Origin of the sequence: Kineococcus sp. DHX-1, from assembly GCF_042473625.1 — a bacterium.
GTDB lineage: Bacteria > Actinomycetota > Actinomycetes > Actinomycetales > Kineococcaceae > Kineococcus.
This window is the reverse complement of sequence record NZ_CP170445.1, coordinates 964,214-982,609: the sequence shown is the minus strand read 5'-3', so window position 1 is coordinate 982,609 and position 18,396 is coordinate 964,214. Positions and strand designations below refer to the sequence as shown.

Sequence of the window (18,396 nt, the reverse complement as noted above, 5' to 3'; positions counted from 1 at the left end):
GGCCGGGGACGGAGGGGCGCGGTTCTCCCAGAGGCACGTGAGCACCGTAGTCGGCGCGTTACGGTTCGGCATGACCCTGGAGGAGTTCAGCCGCGTGCTGCTGCTGGCCTCCGGAGTCCTGCTGCTCGCGGTGCTCGCCGTGCGCCTCTCGGCCCGGACCGGGCTGCCCTCCCTGCTGCTCTACCTGGCCCTCGGCCTCGTCCTGGGTGAGGACGGGCTGGGCATCCCCTTCGCGGACGCGGAGGTCGCGCAGGTGCTCGGGTACGGGGCGCTCGTCCTGATCCTGGCCGAGGGCGGTCTGACGACGCGGTGGGACGCGATCAAGGGGGTGCTGGCCCCGGCCTCCGTCCTGGCCACGGTCGGCACGACCGTCTCGATCGGGGTCGTGGGCGTCGGTGCGCACCTGCTGCTGCAGACGAGCTGGCCGGTGTCCTTCCTGCTGGGGGCCGTCGTGTCGTCGACCGACGCGGCCGCGGTGTTCTCGGTGCTGCGCTCGGTCCCCTTGCCGCAACGGTTGTCCGGTGTGCTGGAGGCCGAGTCGGGCCTCAACGACGCCCCCGTGGTCATCGCGGTCATCGCGCTCACGGAGGTCGCGGCCGGGCACTCCGACCACGCCTGGTGGTTCTACCTGGCCGAGGCGGTGTTCGAACTCGGGCTCGGCACGGTCGTCGGGGTCGGCGTCGGGGCCGCGGGGGCCTTCCTGCTGCGCCGCAGCGCGTTGCCGAGCTCCGGGCTCTACCCGGTGGCCGTCCTGGCGCTGGCCGTCGGGGCGTTCGCGGTCGCCGACGTCCTGCACGGCTCGGGGTTCCTCGCGACGTACCTGTGCGGGCTCGTCCTCGGGAACGCGCGGCTGCCGCACCGGCACGCCACGCGCGGTTTCGCGGAGGCGTTCGGCTGGCTCGCCCAGATCGGCCTGTTCGTCATGCTCGGCCTGCTGGCGAACCCCTCCCGGCTGCCGTCGGCGGTCCTGGACGCGCTGCTGCTCGGCCTCGTGCTGACGCTCCTGGCCCGGCCGGTCTCGGTCGTCGTCTCGCTCGCGGGGTTCCGGCTGCCACGGCCGGACCTGGCGTTCCTGTCGTGGGCGGGGTTGCGGGGCGCGGTCCCCGTGGTCCTGGCCACCGTGCCGGTGGTGGCGGGGATCGACGGCTCGGAGCGGCTCTTCGACATCGTGCTGGTCCTGGTCGTCGTCTTCACGCTCGTGCAGGCGCCGACGCTGGCCCCGCTGGCGCGCACGCTGGGGCTCATCACCGCCGCGCCGACGACCGACCTGGACGTCGAGGTCTCCCCGCTGGGGACGCTGTCGGCGGACGTGGTGCAGGTGCGGGTGGGTCCGCGGTCCCGACTGCACGGGGTGGAGGTGTTCGAGCTGCGGCTGCCGCGCGGGGCCAACGTGAGCCTCGTGGCGCGCGACGGGGCGACGTTCGTGCCGCAGCCGCGGACGGTCCTGCGCCACGGCGACGACCTGCTCGTCGTCACGGGCACGGCCGAACGCCGGCAGGTCGAGGAGCGGCTGCAGGCCATCAGCCGGGACGGCAAGCTCGCGGGCTGGCACCAGGCCTGACCCCGAGCGCCTACGGTGAGTCCATGCGCCGTCGCACCGTGTTGTCGTTCGCCGCGGTGTCGGCGGCGGGTCTCGTGCCCCTGCGCATGCCGGCGCGGGCGGAGGCGGCGGAGGCGGCGCAGACCCTCGCCCCCGGCGTCACCCTCGAGCGTTCGACCTCGACCGGTCCCGTCCGCCAGGTGCTCGTGCGCCTGACCGCCGGGGCGTCCACCCGGCCGGTCCTGCTGCAGCAGACGCTGAGCTCACCCCGGACGCCGGCCGAGCTGGCCTCCGCGGCCGGTGCGGTCGCGGCCGTCAACGGCGACTTCTTCGACATCGACCGCACCGGTACCCCCGACGGCCCGGTCGTCCTGGACGGCCGGGCGGTCAAGGCGTCGGCGGACCCGCAGTGGGCCGTGGGGCTGGACGGGGACGCCGGGGGCTGGCGGGGCCGGGTGGGACGGGTCGTGCTGCAGGGGACGGCGACGCTCGGCGGGCGCTCCTTCCCCCTTGCCGCGCTCTGCACCCGCACCGTGCCGGCGGACGCGCTCGTCCTCTTCGGCCCCGCGTGGGGCGCCGGGGACCGCTCGCTGACGACGGCCGGCGGGGTGGAGCTGGAGGTGCGCGGCGGCGTGGTGACGGCCGTGCGCGCGCCGGGGTCGGTGCCGGTCCCCGCCGACGGTGGGGTCCTCGTCGCCTCCGGCACCGTCGCGGGAGCCCTCACGGGCACGCCCGTCGGCACCCCCGTCACGACGGACGTGCGGGTCCTGGACGATGCGCTGCCGGCGGGGTCGGGCGGGTTCGCCGTCGGCGCCCGCCTGGAACTCGTGCGCGACGGGGCTCTGGCGCCGATCGACGGGACCGACCCGACGTGGGCCGCGCTGCGCGCCCGGACCGCGGTGGGCTGGACGGCGTCCGGGGACCTGCTGCTGCTCACCGTCGAGGGCGGGACGGCCCGGTCGGTCGGGGTGACGGCCGTCGAAACGGCGCGGCGGATGCTCGACGCCGGAGCGCTCGGGGCGGTCATGCTCGACGGCGGCGGATCCGCGCAGCTGGTCGCCCGGGTCCCCGGCGACGCCGCGGTGAGCGAGGCGGTGGTGCCCTCCGACGGCGCCGCCCGCCCCGTGGCCCACGTCCTGGCCCTCGTGCCCGCGGCCGCCGGGCCGGAACCGCGGTCGGTGGTGCTGCGCCCGCTCACCTCCACGGAGGAGGCCGTCGCCGTCTTCCCCGGGCTGGGCGCGCTCCTGCGGGTCGTCCCCCTCACCGCCTCGGGCGCCCCGACGACCGGGCTCCCGGTCGTGGAGGTCGCGGCGGGTGCGGTGACGTCGCAGTCGCTCGGGGCCGACGAGGCGGGCGGCCTCCGCGTCGCCGTCCGGGGCGTCGCACCGGGTCCGGCGAGGCTGCGGGCCGTCCTGGGCGGCGCCTCCGGGTCCCTCGACCTGCAGGTGCTCGACCCGGTGGTCCGGCTCGGCACCGACCGCCCGCTCGTCCTGCCGGCCGCGGGGTCGACGGTCGACGTCGTGGTCACCGGCCGCGACGCGGGCGGCCGGGCGGCGGCCGTCGACGCCGCGGACGTGCTCGTCGGGACCGACCCGTCGGTGCTGGTGGCCCAGGTGCTGCCCGACGGGCGGCTGCGGCTCACGGCCGTCGCCGGCGGTCCTGCCTCGCCCTGGGTGCGGCTCTCGGCCGGCGGGGTCGTCGCGGACGTCCCGGCGGCGGTCGGGACCCGGCCCGTCACGGTGGACCCGCTGGCGGACCCGTCCCGCTGGACCGTGGCGGGCGTGCGGGCCGACGCCTCGGTGCGCGCCGTCGACGGACCGGCCCTGCGGCTGGCCTTCGACTTCACCGTGCGGCCGACGGAGCCGGGGACGGCCACCGCGGCGCTCGTGGCCCGCGTCCCCCTGCCGGTCCCGCGCGGCGCGACGGGTCTGGCGGTCAGCGTGCGCGGCGACGGTGCCGGCGGGTGGTTGCGCGGGGTGGTCCGGGTGGACGGGGCGAGTCGCCCGCTGACGTTCGCGGCGTGGGTCGGGGCGACGGGCTGGCAGCGGTTCGTCGCCGACCTGCCGCCGTCGGCGCAGGAGGTCCTCGTCGAGCGGCTGTACCTGGCGCAGACGTCGGTGGCGGCGCGCGGCGCCGGTGCGCTCGACCTCGCGGGGCTGGAGGCGCAGGTGCCGCCCCTGCCGTCGTCGGCCGGGGACCTCACCCGGCGGGCGCGGGCCCGTCGCTGAGCGCCCACGCAGGCCCCACGGCGAGTACCATTGGCACTCGAACGACCCGAGTGCCAGCGGGTCCTGGACGCCACGGAGATCGCGTGCCCACCTACGCCTACGCCTGCCAGTCCTGCGGACACTCCTTCGAGGTCCGCCAGTCCTTCAGCGACGACGCCCTGACGGACTGCCCGGAGTGCTCGGGGGCCCTGCGCAAGCTCTTCAACAACGTCGGCATCGTCTTCAAGGGATCCGGCTTCTACCGCAACGACTCCCGTTCCTCCAACGGGTCGTCGGGCGGCTCCTCCTCGAGCTCGGAGAAGGCCTCGGAGAGCAAGCCCGCCTCCTCCGACGCGAAGCCGTCGAGCTCGTCCTCCTCCTCGACGTCGTCGACCTCCTCGTCCAGCTCCTCGAGCTCCTCGTCCACAGGCGGGGCCACCTCGGCCGCCTGAGGTCGCACCGGTCTCCACAGGCCGCCTGGGACGCCCGTCGTCCCCAGGCGGCCTGTTGCGTTCGGTGGGGCAGCGCCCGGCGCGCCTAGCGTCGCGCCGTGCCCGCCACCCCTCGCGACCACCTCGACGACCCCCTCGAGGACCACCTGCTCCCGCTGCCCGCTCCCCCGCTCCGGGGCCCGGTGGCCCGCCGTCGTCGCCGGTTGACCCGTCGCTGGCTGTCGGCCGGGCTCGTCGCGGCGGCCGGCGGCGTCGCCGTGGCCACCCTGGCGCCGCCCGCCCCGGTCCAGGCGCGGGTGCTGGTCGCCGCGCGGGACCTGCCGACCGGCGCGGTCCTCACTGCGGGCGACGTCACGGCCCAGGAGCACGACGACGCCACCGTGCCCGACGGGACCCTCGACGCCGCCGCCGTCCAGGGGGCGGTCCTGGCCGCACCCGTCCGCCGCGGCGAGGTGCTGACCGACGCGCGCACGACGACGGGCCCCCTGCTGGCGGGGCAGCCGGCGGGGACGGTCGCGACCGGGGTCGAGGTGGGCGACCCCGCGCTGCTGCAGAGCCTGGCGCCGGGAGCCAGGGTCGACGTCCTGGCTCGGACGCAGGACCCGGTGTCCGGCGCCTCGACCGGGGCCGAACGGATCGCTGTCGGGGTCGTGGTGCTGCGGGTCCCCCCGCCGCAGACCTCCGGCGGGCTCCTCGGGCCGTCCTCGACGGCGGGTCCCGCGTCGGTGCTGCTCGCCGTCGACCCCGCGACGGCGGCGCGGCTGGCCGCGGCGGCCGGGCGCACCGTGGTGACGGTGCGGGCGTGAGGTCAGTCCAGGCGCGGGGCGACGCGGCGCTGCGGAGCGCGGCCGGCGACGCCGGCGTGGCGGACGCGCAGGAGGTCCAGGACGGCGTCGGCGGTCATGGGCCCGCCGACGTGCTCGCCCTGCGCGGTGTGGCACCCGAGCCCGGCCAGCGCCCGTTGGGTGGGCGCGTCGGTGACGCCCTCGGCCACCACCCGCAGCCCCAGTTCGCGGGCCATCTGGACGGTGGAGCGCACGATGACCGCCCGGGCCCGGTCGGTCGTCATGCCGGTGACGAAGCTGCGGTCGATCTTGAGCTCGTCCACCTCGAGGTCCATGAGGTAGGCCAGCGACGCCTGGCCCGTTCCGTAGTCGTCGACGGCCACCGAGCAGCCGAGCGCCCTCAGCCGGCGCACCACCGCCCGGGCCCGCGCCGGGTCCGAGACGATGCCGGTCTCGGTGATCTCCAGGACGAGAGCTGCGGCGGCCACCCGGTGCCGGCGCAGACCGTCGGCGACCAGGGCCGGCAGGTCGTGGTCGGTGAGCAGCCGGGCCGAGAGGTTGACCGACACGCTCGGGCTGAACCCCGCGGCGCTCCAGCGGGCGGCGTCGGCGAGGGCCTGGTCGAGGACGACGGCGGTCACGCCGGCGATGAGCCCGGACTGCTCGGCGAGCGGGATGAAGCGGTCGGGACCGACGGGGCCGAGCTCGGGGTGGCGCCAGCGGACGAGGGCCTCGGCCCCCACGACGACACCGGTGTGCGCGTCCACCTGCGGCTGGTAGCGCACGAACAGCTCGCCGCGCTCCACGGCCCGGCCCAGGTCACCGAGGAGCCGGAGGCGTTCGATGCTGTTGACGTCGCGGCGTCCGGCGTATGTGCACGCCCGGCCGCGCACCTCCTTGGCCTGGTAGAGGGCGACGTCGGCGCTGCGCAGCAGGGAGGTGGCGCTCGTGCCGTGCTGCGGGGCGAGCGCGACGCCGACGCTGGCGGGCAGCAGGACCTGCAGCTCCCCCACGCGCATCGGCCGGGACATCTCCTCGACGACCGCGAGCGCCAGTCCCTCGGCCTCCAGGCGGTCGGACACGAGCAGCCCGAACTCGTCGCCGCCGAGCCGCGCCACGACCGCGTCGGCCGGGGCCTGCGCGGTGAGCCGGCCGGCGACCTCGCGCAGCAGCGCGTCCCCGACGGGGTGCCCGAGCGTGTCGTTGACGTCCTTGAAGTGGTCGAGGTCGACGACGAGCAGGCCGGGCCCCAGGTCGGCCCCCTCCCCGCCGCGCAGGGAACGGGCGGTCGCGGCGAGGAACGCGTCCCGGTTCGGCAACCCGGTGAGGTCGTCGACCAGCGCTCGCCGCTCGTGGCGGCGGGCGACGGCGGCGCTGACGAGCATCACGGACAGGGGCACGCAGACGAGCACCAGCAGCCAGGGACCACCCTCGGCGCTGACGACGACCACGGGGGCCGAGGCGAGGACGGCCAGGGTGAGCAGGAGACCGGACGCCGACCCGGCGCGGACCAGGGGGCGCGGCGCACGGACGACGATCCGCCGGGAGGCGTAGCGGGCCACCCCCTGCGCGAGCAGTCCGGCCGCGCCGGCCGCCAGGACGGAGGGCCAGTCGGTGGGGTCGCGCAGCGCGGGTCCGTCGGCCGCGGAGGATCCCACCAGGAGGTCGAGGACGACCCCGCAGACGAGGACGCCGACGAGGGAGGTCGCGACGGCGACGACGACGGCCTGGGGGCCGGCACCGCGTCGCAGTTGGCGGACCAGAGTGGGGACGGCCCGGACGAGGAGGGCGAGTGCCAAGGGGCCGAGAGCGACGAGCGCCACGAGGAAGCCCCACGCGAGGGGTGGCGGCTCGCCCCGCCCCCCGGTGCGACGGGTCACGGGCCGGGACTCGGCCACCAAGACGACGGCGGCCAGGACGAGGGCGAAGCGCGAGGCGTGCCACGGCGCGGGGGCGGCGAGGGCGGCCAGCACCGCGACGGACAGGACGGCGACGGCGGCGACCACGGCCAGGAGGTCGAGCGCGAGGGGCACGTCGGGGCGCGGCCGGGCCGGTCGACGCGCTGCGGGGATGCGGGGTACCGCGAGTGCGGCCGTCGTGCGCTGCACGTCCCACCTCCCGCCACCGGTTCCGGATGCTTCGGACGGACCGGCCCGTCGTCCCCCGTTCGGGGGACGATGGGCGGCGGTCCGCGCCCATCATGGGGGTGGCGACGGCGCGGAAGAAGCCCTGAGCGGCTTGGCGACGGGACTTTCGACCGAGAGTCAGTGTGGTTGAACGTTCAGTCAGCAACGTGTGTCTCTGTGCACATCACGTGTGACGCAGCGTGCGCCGATGACCACCGATCCGGTACTCGGCCCTGCGCGGGCCTCAGTCCCAGTGCGGCGGGCGCTGGGACAGGTACCAGTCGTCGTCCAGCCCCGTCCCCGAGCGCTCGCCCCACCCCTCGTCACGGTCGTCGGCGGACCGTTCGTCCTCCAGCGGGACCTCGCGGTCCCCGTCCTGAGGCCCGGCCGGTGCCGGGCTCACGGCGCCTGCACCCCGCTCCGGTCGAGGTCGACGGCGGGCGTCCCGGACGCCCGGCCCCCCTGGGGCGCGACGTGACCCGTCGGACCGGCGGGACCCTCCAGGTCGACCACCCACGGCAGGTCGTGACCGGTCTCGGCCAGGGCGTCCCGCCACAGGCCCGCGATGCGGTCCGCCTCGGCGTCGGCGTCGGCGAACACGTCCGCGGTGAGCACGCGCACGTACCGCCAGCCGCGGCGCTCGAGCTCGGTGGGGCCGTCGACCTCGCGGTCGACGACGTCCCCGCTCGCCCACAGCGCGTCGTCGAGCTCGACGACCAGCGCCGGGCCGGCCCCCGCCCGGGCGCGCGCGTCCCGGACGACCAGGGCCAGGACGCGGGAGGTGCCGACCTGGCACTCGACCGGCAACCCGATGCGGCGGCACGCGCCCGCGAGGCGACGCACGACCGCGTCGGCTCCCGGCCGGTCGGGACGTCCCGTCTCCGCGAGGACCTCTTCACGCTCCCAGGCGCGCGCGGCACGGTCCAGGAGCGTGCGGCCGTCCTCCTGGTCCTCCGCGTCCGCGCCGGAGCTCCAGCCGGAGTCGTCGAGGACGAGCGTGGTCCGCAGTCGGCTGCGGGTCAGCGCCATCCACGCCTCGGCGCGGCCGGTGGCCCGGCCCTCGGCGGCCCCCTCGGCCGACCCGTCGTCGTGGGCGGCCCCCAGGGCGGGCCCGTTGAGGACGGCGTCGGTGACGACGAGCACGTGGTCGCGGCGCTCACCGGTCCAGCGGACCGGCGTGCCGACCAGCAGGGGTTCGCGGCCGACGGACAGCGGCAGGCCGCGGTCGAGCGCCTGGCGCCGGACGGTGTCGGCCAGCAGCTCCGCGCCCGCCGCGTCCGGCACGACGACGCCGAGGGACTCCTCGGGGTGGGCGCTCAGCGCCACGAGCGCCGTCTCCAGCACGAGGTCGACGAGCGCGTCGGGGCCCCGTCGCGCCCCCGGCGGGCGGTCCGACGTCCGGGCGGTGGCCCGGCCGTCGTGCCCCGGGCCGGGCAGCGAGACCTGTGCCGCCGGGATCGGGACACCGGACAGCAGCGTGTCGTCGAGCAGCGCGTGCTGGCGCTCCAGCCGCAGGGTGGGCAGCACCCCCTCGACGTCGGCGAAGAGGCTGTCCCGCACCGGTCCCGGGACGGTGTGCTCGTCGCGCGCAGTCGGCAGGTCGGCCGGACCGGGCAGCTGGGGGTCGCCCACCACGAGCACGCGCGCGGCCCGGGACAGCGCCGGCAGCGCCGCCGCCGTCGTCGTGGCCTGGGCCCCGAGCAGGACGAGCAGGTCGGCGTCGTGGACCTCGTCCGCCAGCCGGGCGACACCCGCCGCCGACAGCGCGGTGACGGGCAGCAGGTCGCCGGGACGTCCGGAGGCCTCGGCCCGGGCGTCGAGCGCGGCCCGCACGCGCGCCGCCTGCCGGCCGCGACGCGCCGCGACGGCGAGCTGCAGCCCGTACCGGGCGGTGCGCAGCGCGGCGGCCTCCCCCGTGCCGACGAGCGGGTCGACCATCGAGACGGCGTCCAGGACACCCGCCCACCAGGCCCGTTCCACCTCCGAGGGCAGGTGCAGGCTGCCCGGCCCGCCCCAGCGGGCGCGCAGGTCCTCCAGCAGCCCGCCCCAGCCGGCCCCCTCCAGCTCGTCCAGCAGCACCGTCCGGCGGGGCAGCGGGTCGAGCGCCTCCGCGTCCGCGGCCAGCGCACGCAGCAGGGCCGACAGCTCGGGCAGCTGGACGTCCTGCAGGGACGTGGCCCCCAGGTCGGTCCACGAACGGGGCGGCAGCACGCGGGCGAGGTCGTCGAGCTCCTGCCGCACCGCGGCCACCGCGGCGATGAGCGCGTCGAGGTCGTCGGGGACGACGGGTGCGTTGTCCCGCACGGAGACCCGCTGCCAGCGCAGCCGCTCGGACCGGGCCTGCTGGAGCCACTCGTGCAGGGTGGCCCAGTCACCGGCCGAGACGTCCGGGCGCAGCAGCGCACGCGCCTCCCGGCGCAGGCGCCAGCGGCGCATCCAGCCCTGCCGCACCTCGTGCTCGCGCCTCCACTGGGGCGTGGCGGTCGCGGCCGCGACGTCGCCGAGGGACTGCCCGAAGACGTCGGCGCCGAAGCGGCCGATGGTCGTGCGGACCCCGTCGAGGAGCGCGGTGCGCTCGGCGGCCTCCGCGACCGACGCCGCGCCACGCAGACCGGCTGCGTCGCAGACGGTCGCGAGCAGCGCGCGCAGGGCCGGCAACCGCTGGCCGATGAGGTTCTCGACCCGCTCCAGGGCCTGCTGGGCGGCCTCGGGCGTGCGCAGGTCCGCGCCGGCCCACGGCGTCGTGCCCGGGCCGACGTCGAAGGCCCCGAGGTCGACGGCCTCGACGAGGCGGTCGGCCCAGCCGGCGACGTCCGCGCGCGCGCAGGACGACAGGTCCGCACCGCGCAGCCGTCGGCTCGTGGTCGGCGGCTCGGGGCGCTCGGCCAGGTCCAGCAGCGCACGCATGGCCTCGGCCGCGCTCACGCCCCACGGCTCGCGGACGCGGTGCAGCGCGGTCGCGTGCTCCTCGAGGGCACGGGCGGGCCCGGCCACGTCCGGGTCGGCGCCGGGGCCGGCCCCGGCCGGGGCGGCGGCGTCCAGGCGCGCGCGCACCTCCCGACGGGCCGCGTCGAACTGGACGGAGGCGTCGTCCGCGGAGGAGTCCAGGTCGGCGACGAGGTGCAGCAGCAGACGACCGAACCCGCTGTCCCGCAGGCGCTCGTCCACGGCGCGGCGGTCGGCGGCGGAGTCGGCGACGAGGAGGACGCGACGGCCCGCGGCGACCTCGGAGGCGATGACGGCCGCCGCCACCTGGGTAGCCCCGGTGCCGGTAGGGGCGTCCAGCCGGACGTCCTGCCCGGACAGCACCGCCTCCACGACGCGGCGCTGGGCCGGGTCGAGGGCGAGTCCCTCCACCAGGTCGGGGGCAGCGGGGGCCTCGGTGGCGGCCTCGTCGGCGGACGCGTCGGCGCGGAACGGCTCGACCGGGCGGCGCCCTGCGACGGCGGCGACGACGCGGTGCTCGCGCACGAGACCGCCCCGGCGGCGCAGGTCGGCCAGGAGGTCCGCACCCGGGTCGGCGAAGGTCGTCAGCAGCAGCCGTCGCTCGACCCGCAGCCCGCGCACGCCCGCGAGCTGGCGGCGCAGCTCGTCCATGGCGGGGTTGGGGTCGAAGCCCCAGTGCGCGCCCACCGCGGCCGCGATGCGGCGCGTGTCGAGGTCGACGCCGAGCTCGGCGCGCGCGACGCGGACGAGCACGGGGTTCACGATGACCTCGGGGGCCAGCTGCACGACGAAGTCGTCGAGCGCCTCGGTCGCCGGGGTGAGGGTGCAGCGGCGCAGCAGGACGGGTGTGCGGCGCGGGGCCCGCAGAGCGACGGGTGCGGCGCCCTCGGCGAGCGTCGCGGCGTCGGGTTCGTCGGCCAGCGACCAGCCGGCGATGCCGACGGCGACCGCGAGCGACCGGGTCCCCCGCTGAGCCAGGAGGGCTCCGGCGAGGCGGTGGGTGGTGCGGGCCCGGCGGCGGGCCTCGGCGAAGGCTCCCGCCTCGCGCACGAGGCTGGTCAGGGGCGCGGGGCCGCCCGCGAGGAGCTGGGCGAGGCCGGAGGGGTGCGCGGTGGTCAGGTCGAGCACGGCGTCGGTCCCCACCGGGCAGTCGAGCAGCGCCGACGTGCCCCCGAGGACCTCCGCCTCCGCCCACCAGCGCCGACGCGTCGAGTCGGGACCGGTCGCGGGAGAAGACGTCACGCGGTCAAGGTTAGGCGTCGCCCGACGTGGATCGGGTCAGGTGCGCGGCTCCTGCGTGCCGCCGCGCGCGAGCGGCACCGCGGGCACGGGAGCGGCCCCCCGCGACAGGGCCACGAGGGTGACGTCGTCGCGGGCCCGGCCGCCGCTGAAGCGCCGGGCGACGTCGAGGGCCTCGTCGACGAGGGCCTGCGGCGTCAGCTCCGGCAGCCTCCCGAGGGCGTGCAGGACGCCCCCGATCCCGAGCTCGTCCGTGCTGCCCGTCGGCCGGGCCTCGGTCAGCCCGTCGGTGTAGACGACGAGGACCGACCCCGGCGCCAGGGACGTCGTGCGGGTCTGCCAGGCACCGGGCACGTCGAGGTGCAGCCAGGACAGCAGCGGCCCCGTGGCGTCCAGCTCGGTCACGACACGCACGCCGCCGCCGGACTCCTCGTCCGTGCGCAGCACGACGGGAGCGGGGTGGCCGGCGTTGGCGTAGGAGACGGTCCCGGAGTCGGGGTCGACGACCACGACGACGCAGCTGGCGAACCGCTCCGCCTCGTCGGCGAAGACGCGGGCCGCCATCGCCAGGGCCAGGTCGGGTTCGGGCGCCAGGTGCAGGGCCGCCTCGAGCAGCCGCTTGAGCTGGATGGCGACGATGCCCGCCCGCGCTCCGTGGCCCGAGACGTCGGCCACGACGACGGCGAACCGCCCGTCCGCCAGCGGCAGCACGTCGTACCAGTCGCCCGCGAGCAGCCCCTCTGCCGGGCGCAGGGCGGCGGCCGAGGACCAGCCCGGGACCACGGGCAGGTCGTGCGCCGTGAGCTGGTCGCGGACCTCCGCGACCAGCGGCTGGCCCTGCTGCAGGGCCTCGCGCGCCGAGACCGCGTCGGCGAGCTCGTCGAGGATGCGCCGCCGCATCGTCTCCGCCGAGGCCGCCACGGCGGCCAGCTCGGGCGGGCCGGGAAGCGTGATCGGCTCCTGCAGGTCGCCGCCGGCCACCGACAGGAGCTGGTCGGACAGGGAGCCCAGAGGGTGCAGGACCCAGCGGCGGACGAGGTAGAGGACCGCCGGGACCAGCAGCAGCGCCACCGCCGCGACGACGAACTGGATGTACCGGGTCCGCGTGGCGTCGCGGCGGGCCTGCTCGAGCGCCACATCCCGGTTGTCTGCGAGGTCCTTCTGCAGGGTGGTGAGCCGGTCGTGCATGACGAGGAAGGCCTCCTCGACGGGTCCGTCGACGAAGCTGTTGTTCAACGCGGGACCGTTCGCATCCCGCTTGAAGCCGGCCTGCTGGTCCGCGAGGTACTTCCAGCGCGCGGCTGCGTCCAGGACGGGGGTGATCTCGTCCCGCAGGCCGGCGGAGAAGCGCGTCGAGGCCCCCGCGTCGGCGACGAGTTGATCGCGAGCCTCCGTGTAGCCCGCCATCCGCTGAGTGCGGAGGCTGTCGTACTCAGCCAGCCGTTGCGGGTCCCCGGCCGTGATGTAGAGCTCGTGGGTCGTCTGAGCGACCGTGACGTCCCGCTGCAGCTCCTCGACGTGCTGCAGGAGAGTCCCCTGCGGGTTCGTGCCGTTGACGTCGTTGTCCGTGCGGTCGGCTCGGAACATGCTGGTGGCCAGCACGACGGTGAGCACCAGCACGAGCAGGAGGAACGACACCCCCATGACCGACACGCGCCGCTGAAGGGTCGTGCGCGTCATGAGCCGGTGCCACGCGCTCGCCACCCTGCTCAGCTGCCCCACCCCCTCGAGCGCATCCACCGGTGTGGATCACCGGTCGGTCGGCACACACCTTGTCATCCCCGGTCGCGTCGGGTCACCCACCCGTCCCACGCGCACCCGCCGCAGATCGTTCCCGGCGGGCGCCTCGCGGGTGCCTCGGCGGGCGACGCGGCGGGCGACGCGGTAGGGGTGGTCGGGTGAACGCCGCCCTCCCCCAGCCCGCCGGACTCGTCCTCGTCCGGCACGGGCAGTCGACGGGGAACCTCGCTGACGCCCACGCCCGCTCGACGCACGCGGAGGTGGTCGACGTCGCCGAACGCGACGCCGACGTGCCGCTGTCCCCCCTCGGCCGCGCCCAGGCCGAGGCGGTCGCGCGGTGGCTGTCCCAGGACCCCGCGGCGCCACCCGTCCCGGAGGTGCTGGTCTCCTCCCCCTACCTGCGCGCCCACGACACGGCCCGCGCCATCGCCCACGAACTGCGCGCCGCCGGTCACGACGTGGAGCTGCGCACCGACGAACGCCTGCGCGAGCGCGACCTCGGCTGGTGGGACGGGCTGACGGGCCTCGGCGTGCGGGCCCGCTTCCCGGAGGAGGCCGAGCGGCGGCGGCGGATCGGCAAGTTCTACTACCGGCCCCCGGGCGGGGAGAGCTGGTGCGACGTCGCCCTGCGCGTGCGCAGCCTGCTGGCGAGCCTGCGCGAGGAGCACGCCGGCCGCCAGGTGCTGCTCGCCTCTCACCAGGCCGTCGTCATGAACTTCCGGCTCGTCCTGGAGGACCTCGACGAGGAGTCCGTGCTGCGGCTGGACGCCGAGCAGCCGCTGGCCAACTGCTCGGTGACGGCCTACCGGGGCGAGGCCGGCCGGTTGCTGCTCGACCGGGCCGGGGACACCACCGCCGTGCGCGACGTCCGCGTGACCGACGACCCGGTCGACGACGAACCGCGTGACGTGCAGCCCCAGGGGTAGGTGGTGGTCGTGACCTCCGCTCCCCACGCCTCCGACGCCGACACCGGCGCGACCACCGTCACCTCCGCCGTCCTGCGGGAGTGGCCGCTCCCCCCGCCCGGCGTGGGCAAGGAGTCGCGCGGGCGCACGGTCGTCCTCGGCGGCAGCGTCAAGACGCCGGGGGCGGTCCTGTTGGCCGCGGAGTCCGCGCTGCGGTCCGGGGCGGGAAAGCTGCAGGTCGCCACGACGGCCGGGACCGCCGTGGCGCTCGGCGTGGCGTTGCCGGAGGCGCTCGTCCTGGGGCTGCCCGAGACGGGCGAAGGCGGGATCGACCCGGTGTGCGCGGACGACGAGGAGCTGACGGAGCTCGTCGGCGGGGCCCACGCGGCCCTGCTCGGGGTGGGGGCCGTCGGTGAACGGGACACCCGGGCCCTGCTGGAGGCGGTCGTCCCCGCCTTGGACACGACGGTGGTGCTCGACGCGCTCGGCCTCGCACCGGTGACGGCCGACGTGACCTTCCTGCACCACCTGCAGGGGCGGGCGGTGCTGACGCCGAACCTGGCCGAACTGGCGATCGTGCTCGACGCCGAGCCGGAGGAAGTGGAGGGTGACGTGGGCGCCGCGGCGCGGGAGCTCGCGCGGCGCAGCCGGTGCACGGTGGCCGCCGGCGGGGGCGAGTCGTGGGTCGCCGCACCCGACGGCCGGTGCTGGCGGGACGCCTCCGGCGGGGCGGGGCTGGGGGTCTCGGGATCGGGCGACGTGCTCGCCGGCATCGTCACGGGCCTGTGCGCCCGGGGCGCGGACCCCACCCAGGCCGCCGTGTGGGGCGTCCACCTGCACGGTCGGGCGGGTGACCGCCTGGCCAGCGCGGTGGGGCGGCTGGGGTTCCTCGCGCGCGAGCTGCCGGGTCAGGTGCCGGCCGTGCTCGCCGAGATCGAGGTCTGAAGAGGCCCGAGGTCAGGCGAGCAGCGCGGCCGCCGTCGGGACGACGTCGGCGGCCGGGACCGCGAGGCGCCAGCTGGTGGAGGACCGGTTGGCGCACGCGTCGGGGTCACCCTCGGCGCCGGACCACGTCTGCGGCTGCGCGGTGACCTTCCAGGCGTCGCCGCCCTGCTGGCGGGCGCGGGCGGCCAGCGCGGAGTCACCCGCGCGCAGAGCGGCGGAGACGATGACGTCCACGGCGCGCCCCAGGGAGCGCACGTCGTAGAAGGACACGGTGCACCCGCCGTCGGCGACCTCGGTCGAGACGAGGATGCAGCCGGACTCCACGAGGGCGGCGTGCAGGGCCGCCACGGCGGCCTGCTCGCGGGGGGCGCGGCGCGGCGCCGGGACGCGGGCGTGGTCGGCCGGGCGAGCGGTGGTGACGGACATGCGGGGCTGCTCCTCGAATGACGGCGACGGCCGGGTGGCGGCGTCCCCGTCGACGTGATCCGACACCCGAGAAGGCCATCGGTCGGTGTTCTGTACGGCTTGAGTGTAGGCACCCGAACGGCCCGGTGCCGACCACGGCCCCACCCGTTCGCCTGCAGCGCAGCGCAATCACCACGACACTGCGTCGTAGTTCGGCGATGTCGAACCGCGGCGGGCGGCCGGCGACGGGGTCGATCACCGTCCCGGTAGGCTGCCTCGCGGGCCCCCATAGCTCAGGGGATAGAGCATCGGTTTCCTAAACCGTGTGTCGCAGGTTCGAATCCTGCTGGGGGCACTCCTACGGGCCGCAGCCGCACAGGGCTCGTCACGTGCGGATCAGGTGCGGAAGTCGACGGTGGCCCGGCCACCGAGTTCCTCGACGTAGCGGCGGGCGCGGTCGTGCTGGCGCGGGCTGAGCAACGGGTGCAACGTCCCGGTCTCGTCCTGCACGCTGAACCCCGCCAGCAACCGCACGTAGGCGATGTCGATGGGGCAGCCCTGGGGCAGCAGACCGCTGTCGCGGTCGGCCGCGACGTGCGCGGCGAGGGGTGAGGCGCCGATCTCGGTCAGCGTGGCGCTGTCGGTCAGGTCCGTCCCGGGACCCAGCACGACACCGAGGAACGAACGGTCGCTGACGGTCAGGGACGCGAGGATGCGCGCCTGACGGGCCCGGGCCTCGCGGGCGAGCGTCGCGCCGAAGGCGGAGGCGTTCGCGGTCTGCGCGACGGCCAGTCCGCCCTGGTCGCGGGCCGCGGGGGCCAGACCCGGATCGGCGGCGGTCGCCGACGAGGAGACGTTCACCAGCCGGTGCTCCTCTCTCGGGTTCGACGCTGCGGCGGGCGTGCGCCCACCCGTCCCCCTTCGGCAGCTCACCGTGCGTCCTTGAGGTCGCCCAGCGGCTGCACCGTCCGTGTCCTGGACGTGAGGACGCACGTGACCCCCCGTGGCGGACGGCCTGCAGGACCACGACGCCACCTCCTCCCCCGGCGGGTCGAGGCGGTCCGCACCCTGCCTGTGGAGGGGCCGGGACGCCCGCCCCGCCTGCGATGCTGGACGGGTGGACGAGACCCCGGACCCGACGTCCGCCTCCTCGCCGGAGCCCGCGGACGGCGTGCGGGTCCTCGTCGTCGACGACGAACCGCTGGTCCGCTCCGGCCTGACGGCCATCCTGTCCTCCGCCCCCGACCTGCACGTCGTCGCCGCGGTCGAGGGCGGCGCGGCGCTGGACACCCTGCGCCGCTTCCGGGTCGACGTGCTGCTGCTGGACATCCGGATGCCGGACGTCGACGGCCTGACCGTCCTCGCCGGCCTCGCGACCCTCCCCCGCCGGCCGGCCGTGGCCATGCTCACGACGTTCCACGCGGACGAGAAGGTGGCGGCCGCGCTGGCGGCGGGCGCCGACGGCTACCTGCTGAAGGACACCGACCCCGACCAGCTCGTGCAGCACGTCCGGGCCCTGGCGCGCGGGGCGTCGGTCCTGTCCGCGGGCGTGACCGCGACAGTGGTCGAGGGGTTCCTCCGCTCGCGGGGGTCCGCGTCGGCGCGGCAGTCGCTGCGCCGCCTCACCCCCCGCGAGCACGAGGTGCTCGTCCTGCTCACCGAGGGCGCGCAGAACGCCGAGATCGCCGAGCGCCTCTTCGTGTCCGTGCCGACCGTCAAGGAGCACGTCGGCGCCGTCCTCACCAAGCTCGGGGTGAGCAACCGGGTGCAGGCCGCCGTCCTGGCCGTGCGCGCCGGGCTGGTGGAGGAGAGGTGACCTCCGCGGGGACGGTGCCGGCGCGTCGGGACCGTGCCCGCGCGGCGCTGCGAGCCAAGGCTGCCGACATCGCCGTCGACGTGGGGCTGGTGGTGGCGTGCTGGTTCGAGGGGTTCACGAACCAGAGCGCCGGCTGGAACCGTCCCTTCGTCCTGTCCGTGCTGGCGCTGCTCGCGGTGCTCCTGCGGCGCAAGGTGCCGCTGCTGGCCTTCCTCGTGGGCGTGCCCGCCCTCGGCTGGGCGCAGGCGACGCTGGCCCCGGCCGTCCTGGCCTTCACGCTCGCGCACCGCGAGCGCCGCGGCCGGGTGGTCGTGGCGGCGGTGGCCGTGGGGGTCGGCGTCTCGGCGGCCGCCGTGCTGGACCCGCGACCGGACCTGTGGCGCAGCGACGTGGCGGTCCTCCTCCAGGTCACCGCCCTCCTGGGAGGTGCGGCCGGGCTGGGTGCCTACCGGGCGGCGCGGAGCGACCTGCGGGAGCGGCTCGACGACCTCGTCCGCGCCCGCACCCGCGAGCACGAGCTCGTCGACGCCGCCGCGCGCTCGGAGGAACGCACCCGGCTCGCGCGCGAGATGCACGACGTCGTCTCCCACCAGGTCTCCCTCATCGCGATCGTCGCCGGGGCGCTGCGCGTCGGCGACCACCCACCCGCGGTCCGTTCGGCCGCCGAGCAGATCCGGGAGCTGGCGGTCCGCACGACGGACGAGCTGCGGCAGATGCTGACGGCCCTGCGCTCGGACGGTCACCAACCGTTGCAGGCACCGGGGCGCCTCGCCGACCTGCCCGCGCTGTGGGCGGGCAGCGGGCTCACCGGCACGTTCACGCTCGACCCGGCCCTGCTGGCCCCCGACACGTCCGGTTCCGAGGGGGTGGTCCCGGACAGCCTGCAGCGCACGGTCTTCCGGATCGCGCAGGAGGGTCTGACGAACGCCCGCCGGCACGCCCCGGGGGCCACGGCGCACCTGCGGGTCGACCACGGACGGCGGCGGCTCGTCGTCGCCGTCGGCAACGCGGCGCCCCGGCCGGGCACCGCCCCGACCGCCCCCGGGACCGGCCACGGGCTGCTCGGGGTGGAGGAGCGCGTCGCGGCGGCGCACGGCCGGCTCACCGTCGGCCCCACGCCCGACGGGGGGTTCGCGCTCGAGGCGGTCCTCCCCCTGCCGGCCGCGCAGGGCCTGCAGTCCTCCGCCCCCGGACGCGGACCCGATCCGGCGGCCGCCGAGCTGCGCACCCCGGCCCACGACGGCTGACCCGCCACCCGGCGGAGACGACCCCTCCGGAAGGAGGGAGCGC

14 protein-coding genes and 1 tRNA gene are annotated in these 18,396 nt (G+C 76.8%); 9 read left to right on the top strand and 6 right to left on the bottom strand.

The genetic code is table 11. The features are described 5' to 3' along the window. Positions 1 to 37: 37 nt before the first annotated feature. The 4 genes from ACFEMC_RS04815 (at position 38) to ACFEMC_RS04800 (ending at position 5,005) form a co-directional block, all read left to right on the top strand. On the top strand, positions 38 to 1,561 hold the full coding sequence (locus ACFEMC_RS04815) for a potassium/proton antiporter (protein ID WP_380174119.1): 1,524 nt from the start codon (positions 38 to 40) through the stop codon (positions 1,559 to 1,561). A 23-nt stretch (positions 1,562 to 1,584) separates the two neighbouring features. Further along, entirely contained in the window at positions 1,585 to 3,768 is a 2,184-nt protein-coding gene (locus ACFEMC_RS04810; RefSeq protein ID WP_380174117.1) for a phosphodiester glycosidase family protein, read from the top strand. Positions 3,769 to 3,851: 83 nt separating this feature from the next. Continuing rightward, positions 3,852 to 4,199 (top strand): FmdB family zinc ribbon protein, encoded by a 348-nt coding sequence (locus ACFEMC_RS04805; RefSeq protein ID WP_380174115.1) that lies wholly within the window; start codon positions 3,852 to 3,854, stop codon positions 4,197 to 4,199. 98 nt (positions 4,200 to 4,297) lie between these two features. Beyond that, positions 4,298 to 5,005, top strand: coding sequence for an SAF domain-containing protein (locus ACFEMC_RS04800; RefSeq protein WP_380174113.1), 708 nt, complete (start codon positions 4,298 to 4,300; stop codon positions 5,003 to 5,005). Positions 5,006 to 5,007: 2 nt separating this feature from the next. Here the strand turns inward: ACFEMC_RS04800 and ACFEMC_RS04795 are convergent, their stop codons facing one another. From ACFEMC_RS04795 to ACFEMC_RS04780, 4 genes are all read right to left on the bottom strand, one after another. Continuing rightward, entirely contained in the window at positions 5,008 to 7,092 is a 2,085-nt protein-coding gene (locus ACFEMC_RS04795; RefSeq protein WP_380174111.1) for a putative bifunctional diguanylate cyclase/phosphodiesterase, read from the bottom strand. A 262-nt stretch (positions 7,093 to 7,354) separates the two neighbouring features. Next, entirely contained in the window at positions 7,355 to 7,513 is a 159-nt protein-coding gene (locus tag ACFEMC_RS04790) for a hypothetical protein (protein ID WP_380174109.1), read from the bottom strand. Beyond that, on the bottom strand, positions 7,510 to 11,298 hold the full coding sequence (locus ACFEMC_RS04785) for a hypothetical protein (protein WP_380174108.1): 3,789 nt from the start codon (positions 11,296 to 11,298) through the stop codon (positions 7,510 to 7,512). Before ACFEMC_RS04785 ends, ACFEMC_RS04790 begins: the two co-directional genes overlap by 4 nt. A gap of 36 nt (positions 11,299 to 11,334) precedes the next feature. After that, positions 11,335 to 13,035: a PP2C family protein-serine/threonine phosphatase gene (locus ACFEMC_RS04780; RefSeq protein WP_380174106.1), complete on the bottom strand. Its 1,701-nt coding sequence runs from the start codon at positions 13,033 to 13,035 to the stop codon at positions 11,335 to 11,337. Positions 13,036 to 13,193: 158 nt separating this feature from the next. Here ACFEMC_RS04780 and ACFEMC_RS04775 point away from each other — a divergent pair, with 158 nt between their 5' ends. Beyond that, entirely contained in the window at positions 13,194 to 13,961 is a 768-nt protein-coding gene (locus ACFEMC_RS04775) for a histidine phosphatase family protein (protein ID WP_380174105.1), read from the top strand. Between the two features lie 9 nt (positions 13,962 to 13,970). Next, on the top strand, positions 13,971 to 14,885 hold the full coding sequence (locus ACFEMC_RS04770; protein WP_380174103.1) for an NAD(P)H-hydrate dehydratase: 915 nt from the start codon (positions 13,971 to 13,973) through the stop codon (positions 14,883 to 14,885). Between the two features lie 12 nt (positions 14,886 to 14,897). On the opposite strand, the gene ACFEMC_RS04765 is transcribed toward ACFEMC_RS04770, so the two are convergent. Further along, positions 14,898 to 15,311: a hypothetical protein gene (locus ACFEMC_RS04765; RefSeq protein ID WP_380174101.1), complete on the bottom strand. Its 414-nt coding sequence runs from the start codon at positions 15,309 to 15,311 to the stop codon at positions 14,898 to 14,900. Between the two features lie 261 nt (positions 15,312 to 15,572). Between ACFEMC_RS04765 and ACFEMC_RS04760 the strand changes: the two genes are divergently transcribed. After that, a tRNA-Arg gene (locus ACFEMC_RS04760) sits at positions 15,573 to 15,645 on the top strand. A gap of 41 nt (positions 15,646 to 15,686) precedes the next feature. Here ACFEMC_RS04760 and ACFEMC_RS04755 read toward each other — a convergent pair. After that, a complete protein-coding gene (locus ACFEMC_RS04755) occupies positions 15,687 to 16,151 on the bottom strand; it encodes a hypothetical protein (protein ID WP_380174099.1) in 465 nt (154 codons plus the stop codon). 256 nt (positions 16,152 to 16,407) lie between these two features. On the opposite strand from ACFEMC_RS04755, the gene ACFEMC_RS04750 reads away from it, so the two are divergent. Both ACFEMC_RS04750 and ACFEMC_RS04745 read left to right on the top strand, forming a co-directional pair. Continuing rightward, the gene (locus ACFEMC_RS04750) at positions 16,408 to 17,106 is read left to right on the top strand and encodes a response regulator (RefSeq protein WP_380174097.1); all 699 of its coding nucleotides are present in this window, start codon (positions 16,408 to 16,410) and stop codon (positions 17,104 to 17,106) included. Continuing rightward, the gene (locus ACFEMC_RS04745; protein ID WP_380174095.1) at positions 17,103 to 18,353 is read left to right on the top strand and encodes a sensor histidine kinase; all 1,251 of its coding nucleotides are present in this window, start codon (positions 17,103 to 17,105) and stop codon (positions 18,351 to 18,353) included. Before ACFEMC_RS04750 ends, ACFEMC_RS04745 begins: the two co-directional genes overlap by 4 nt. The last annotated feature ends 43 nt before the right edge of the window (positions 18,354 to 18,396 follow it).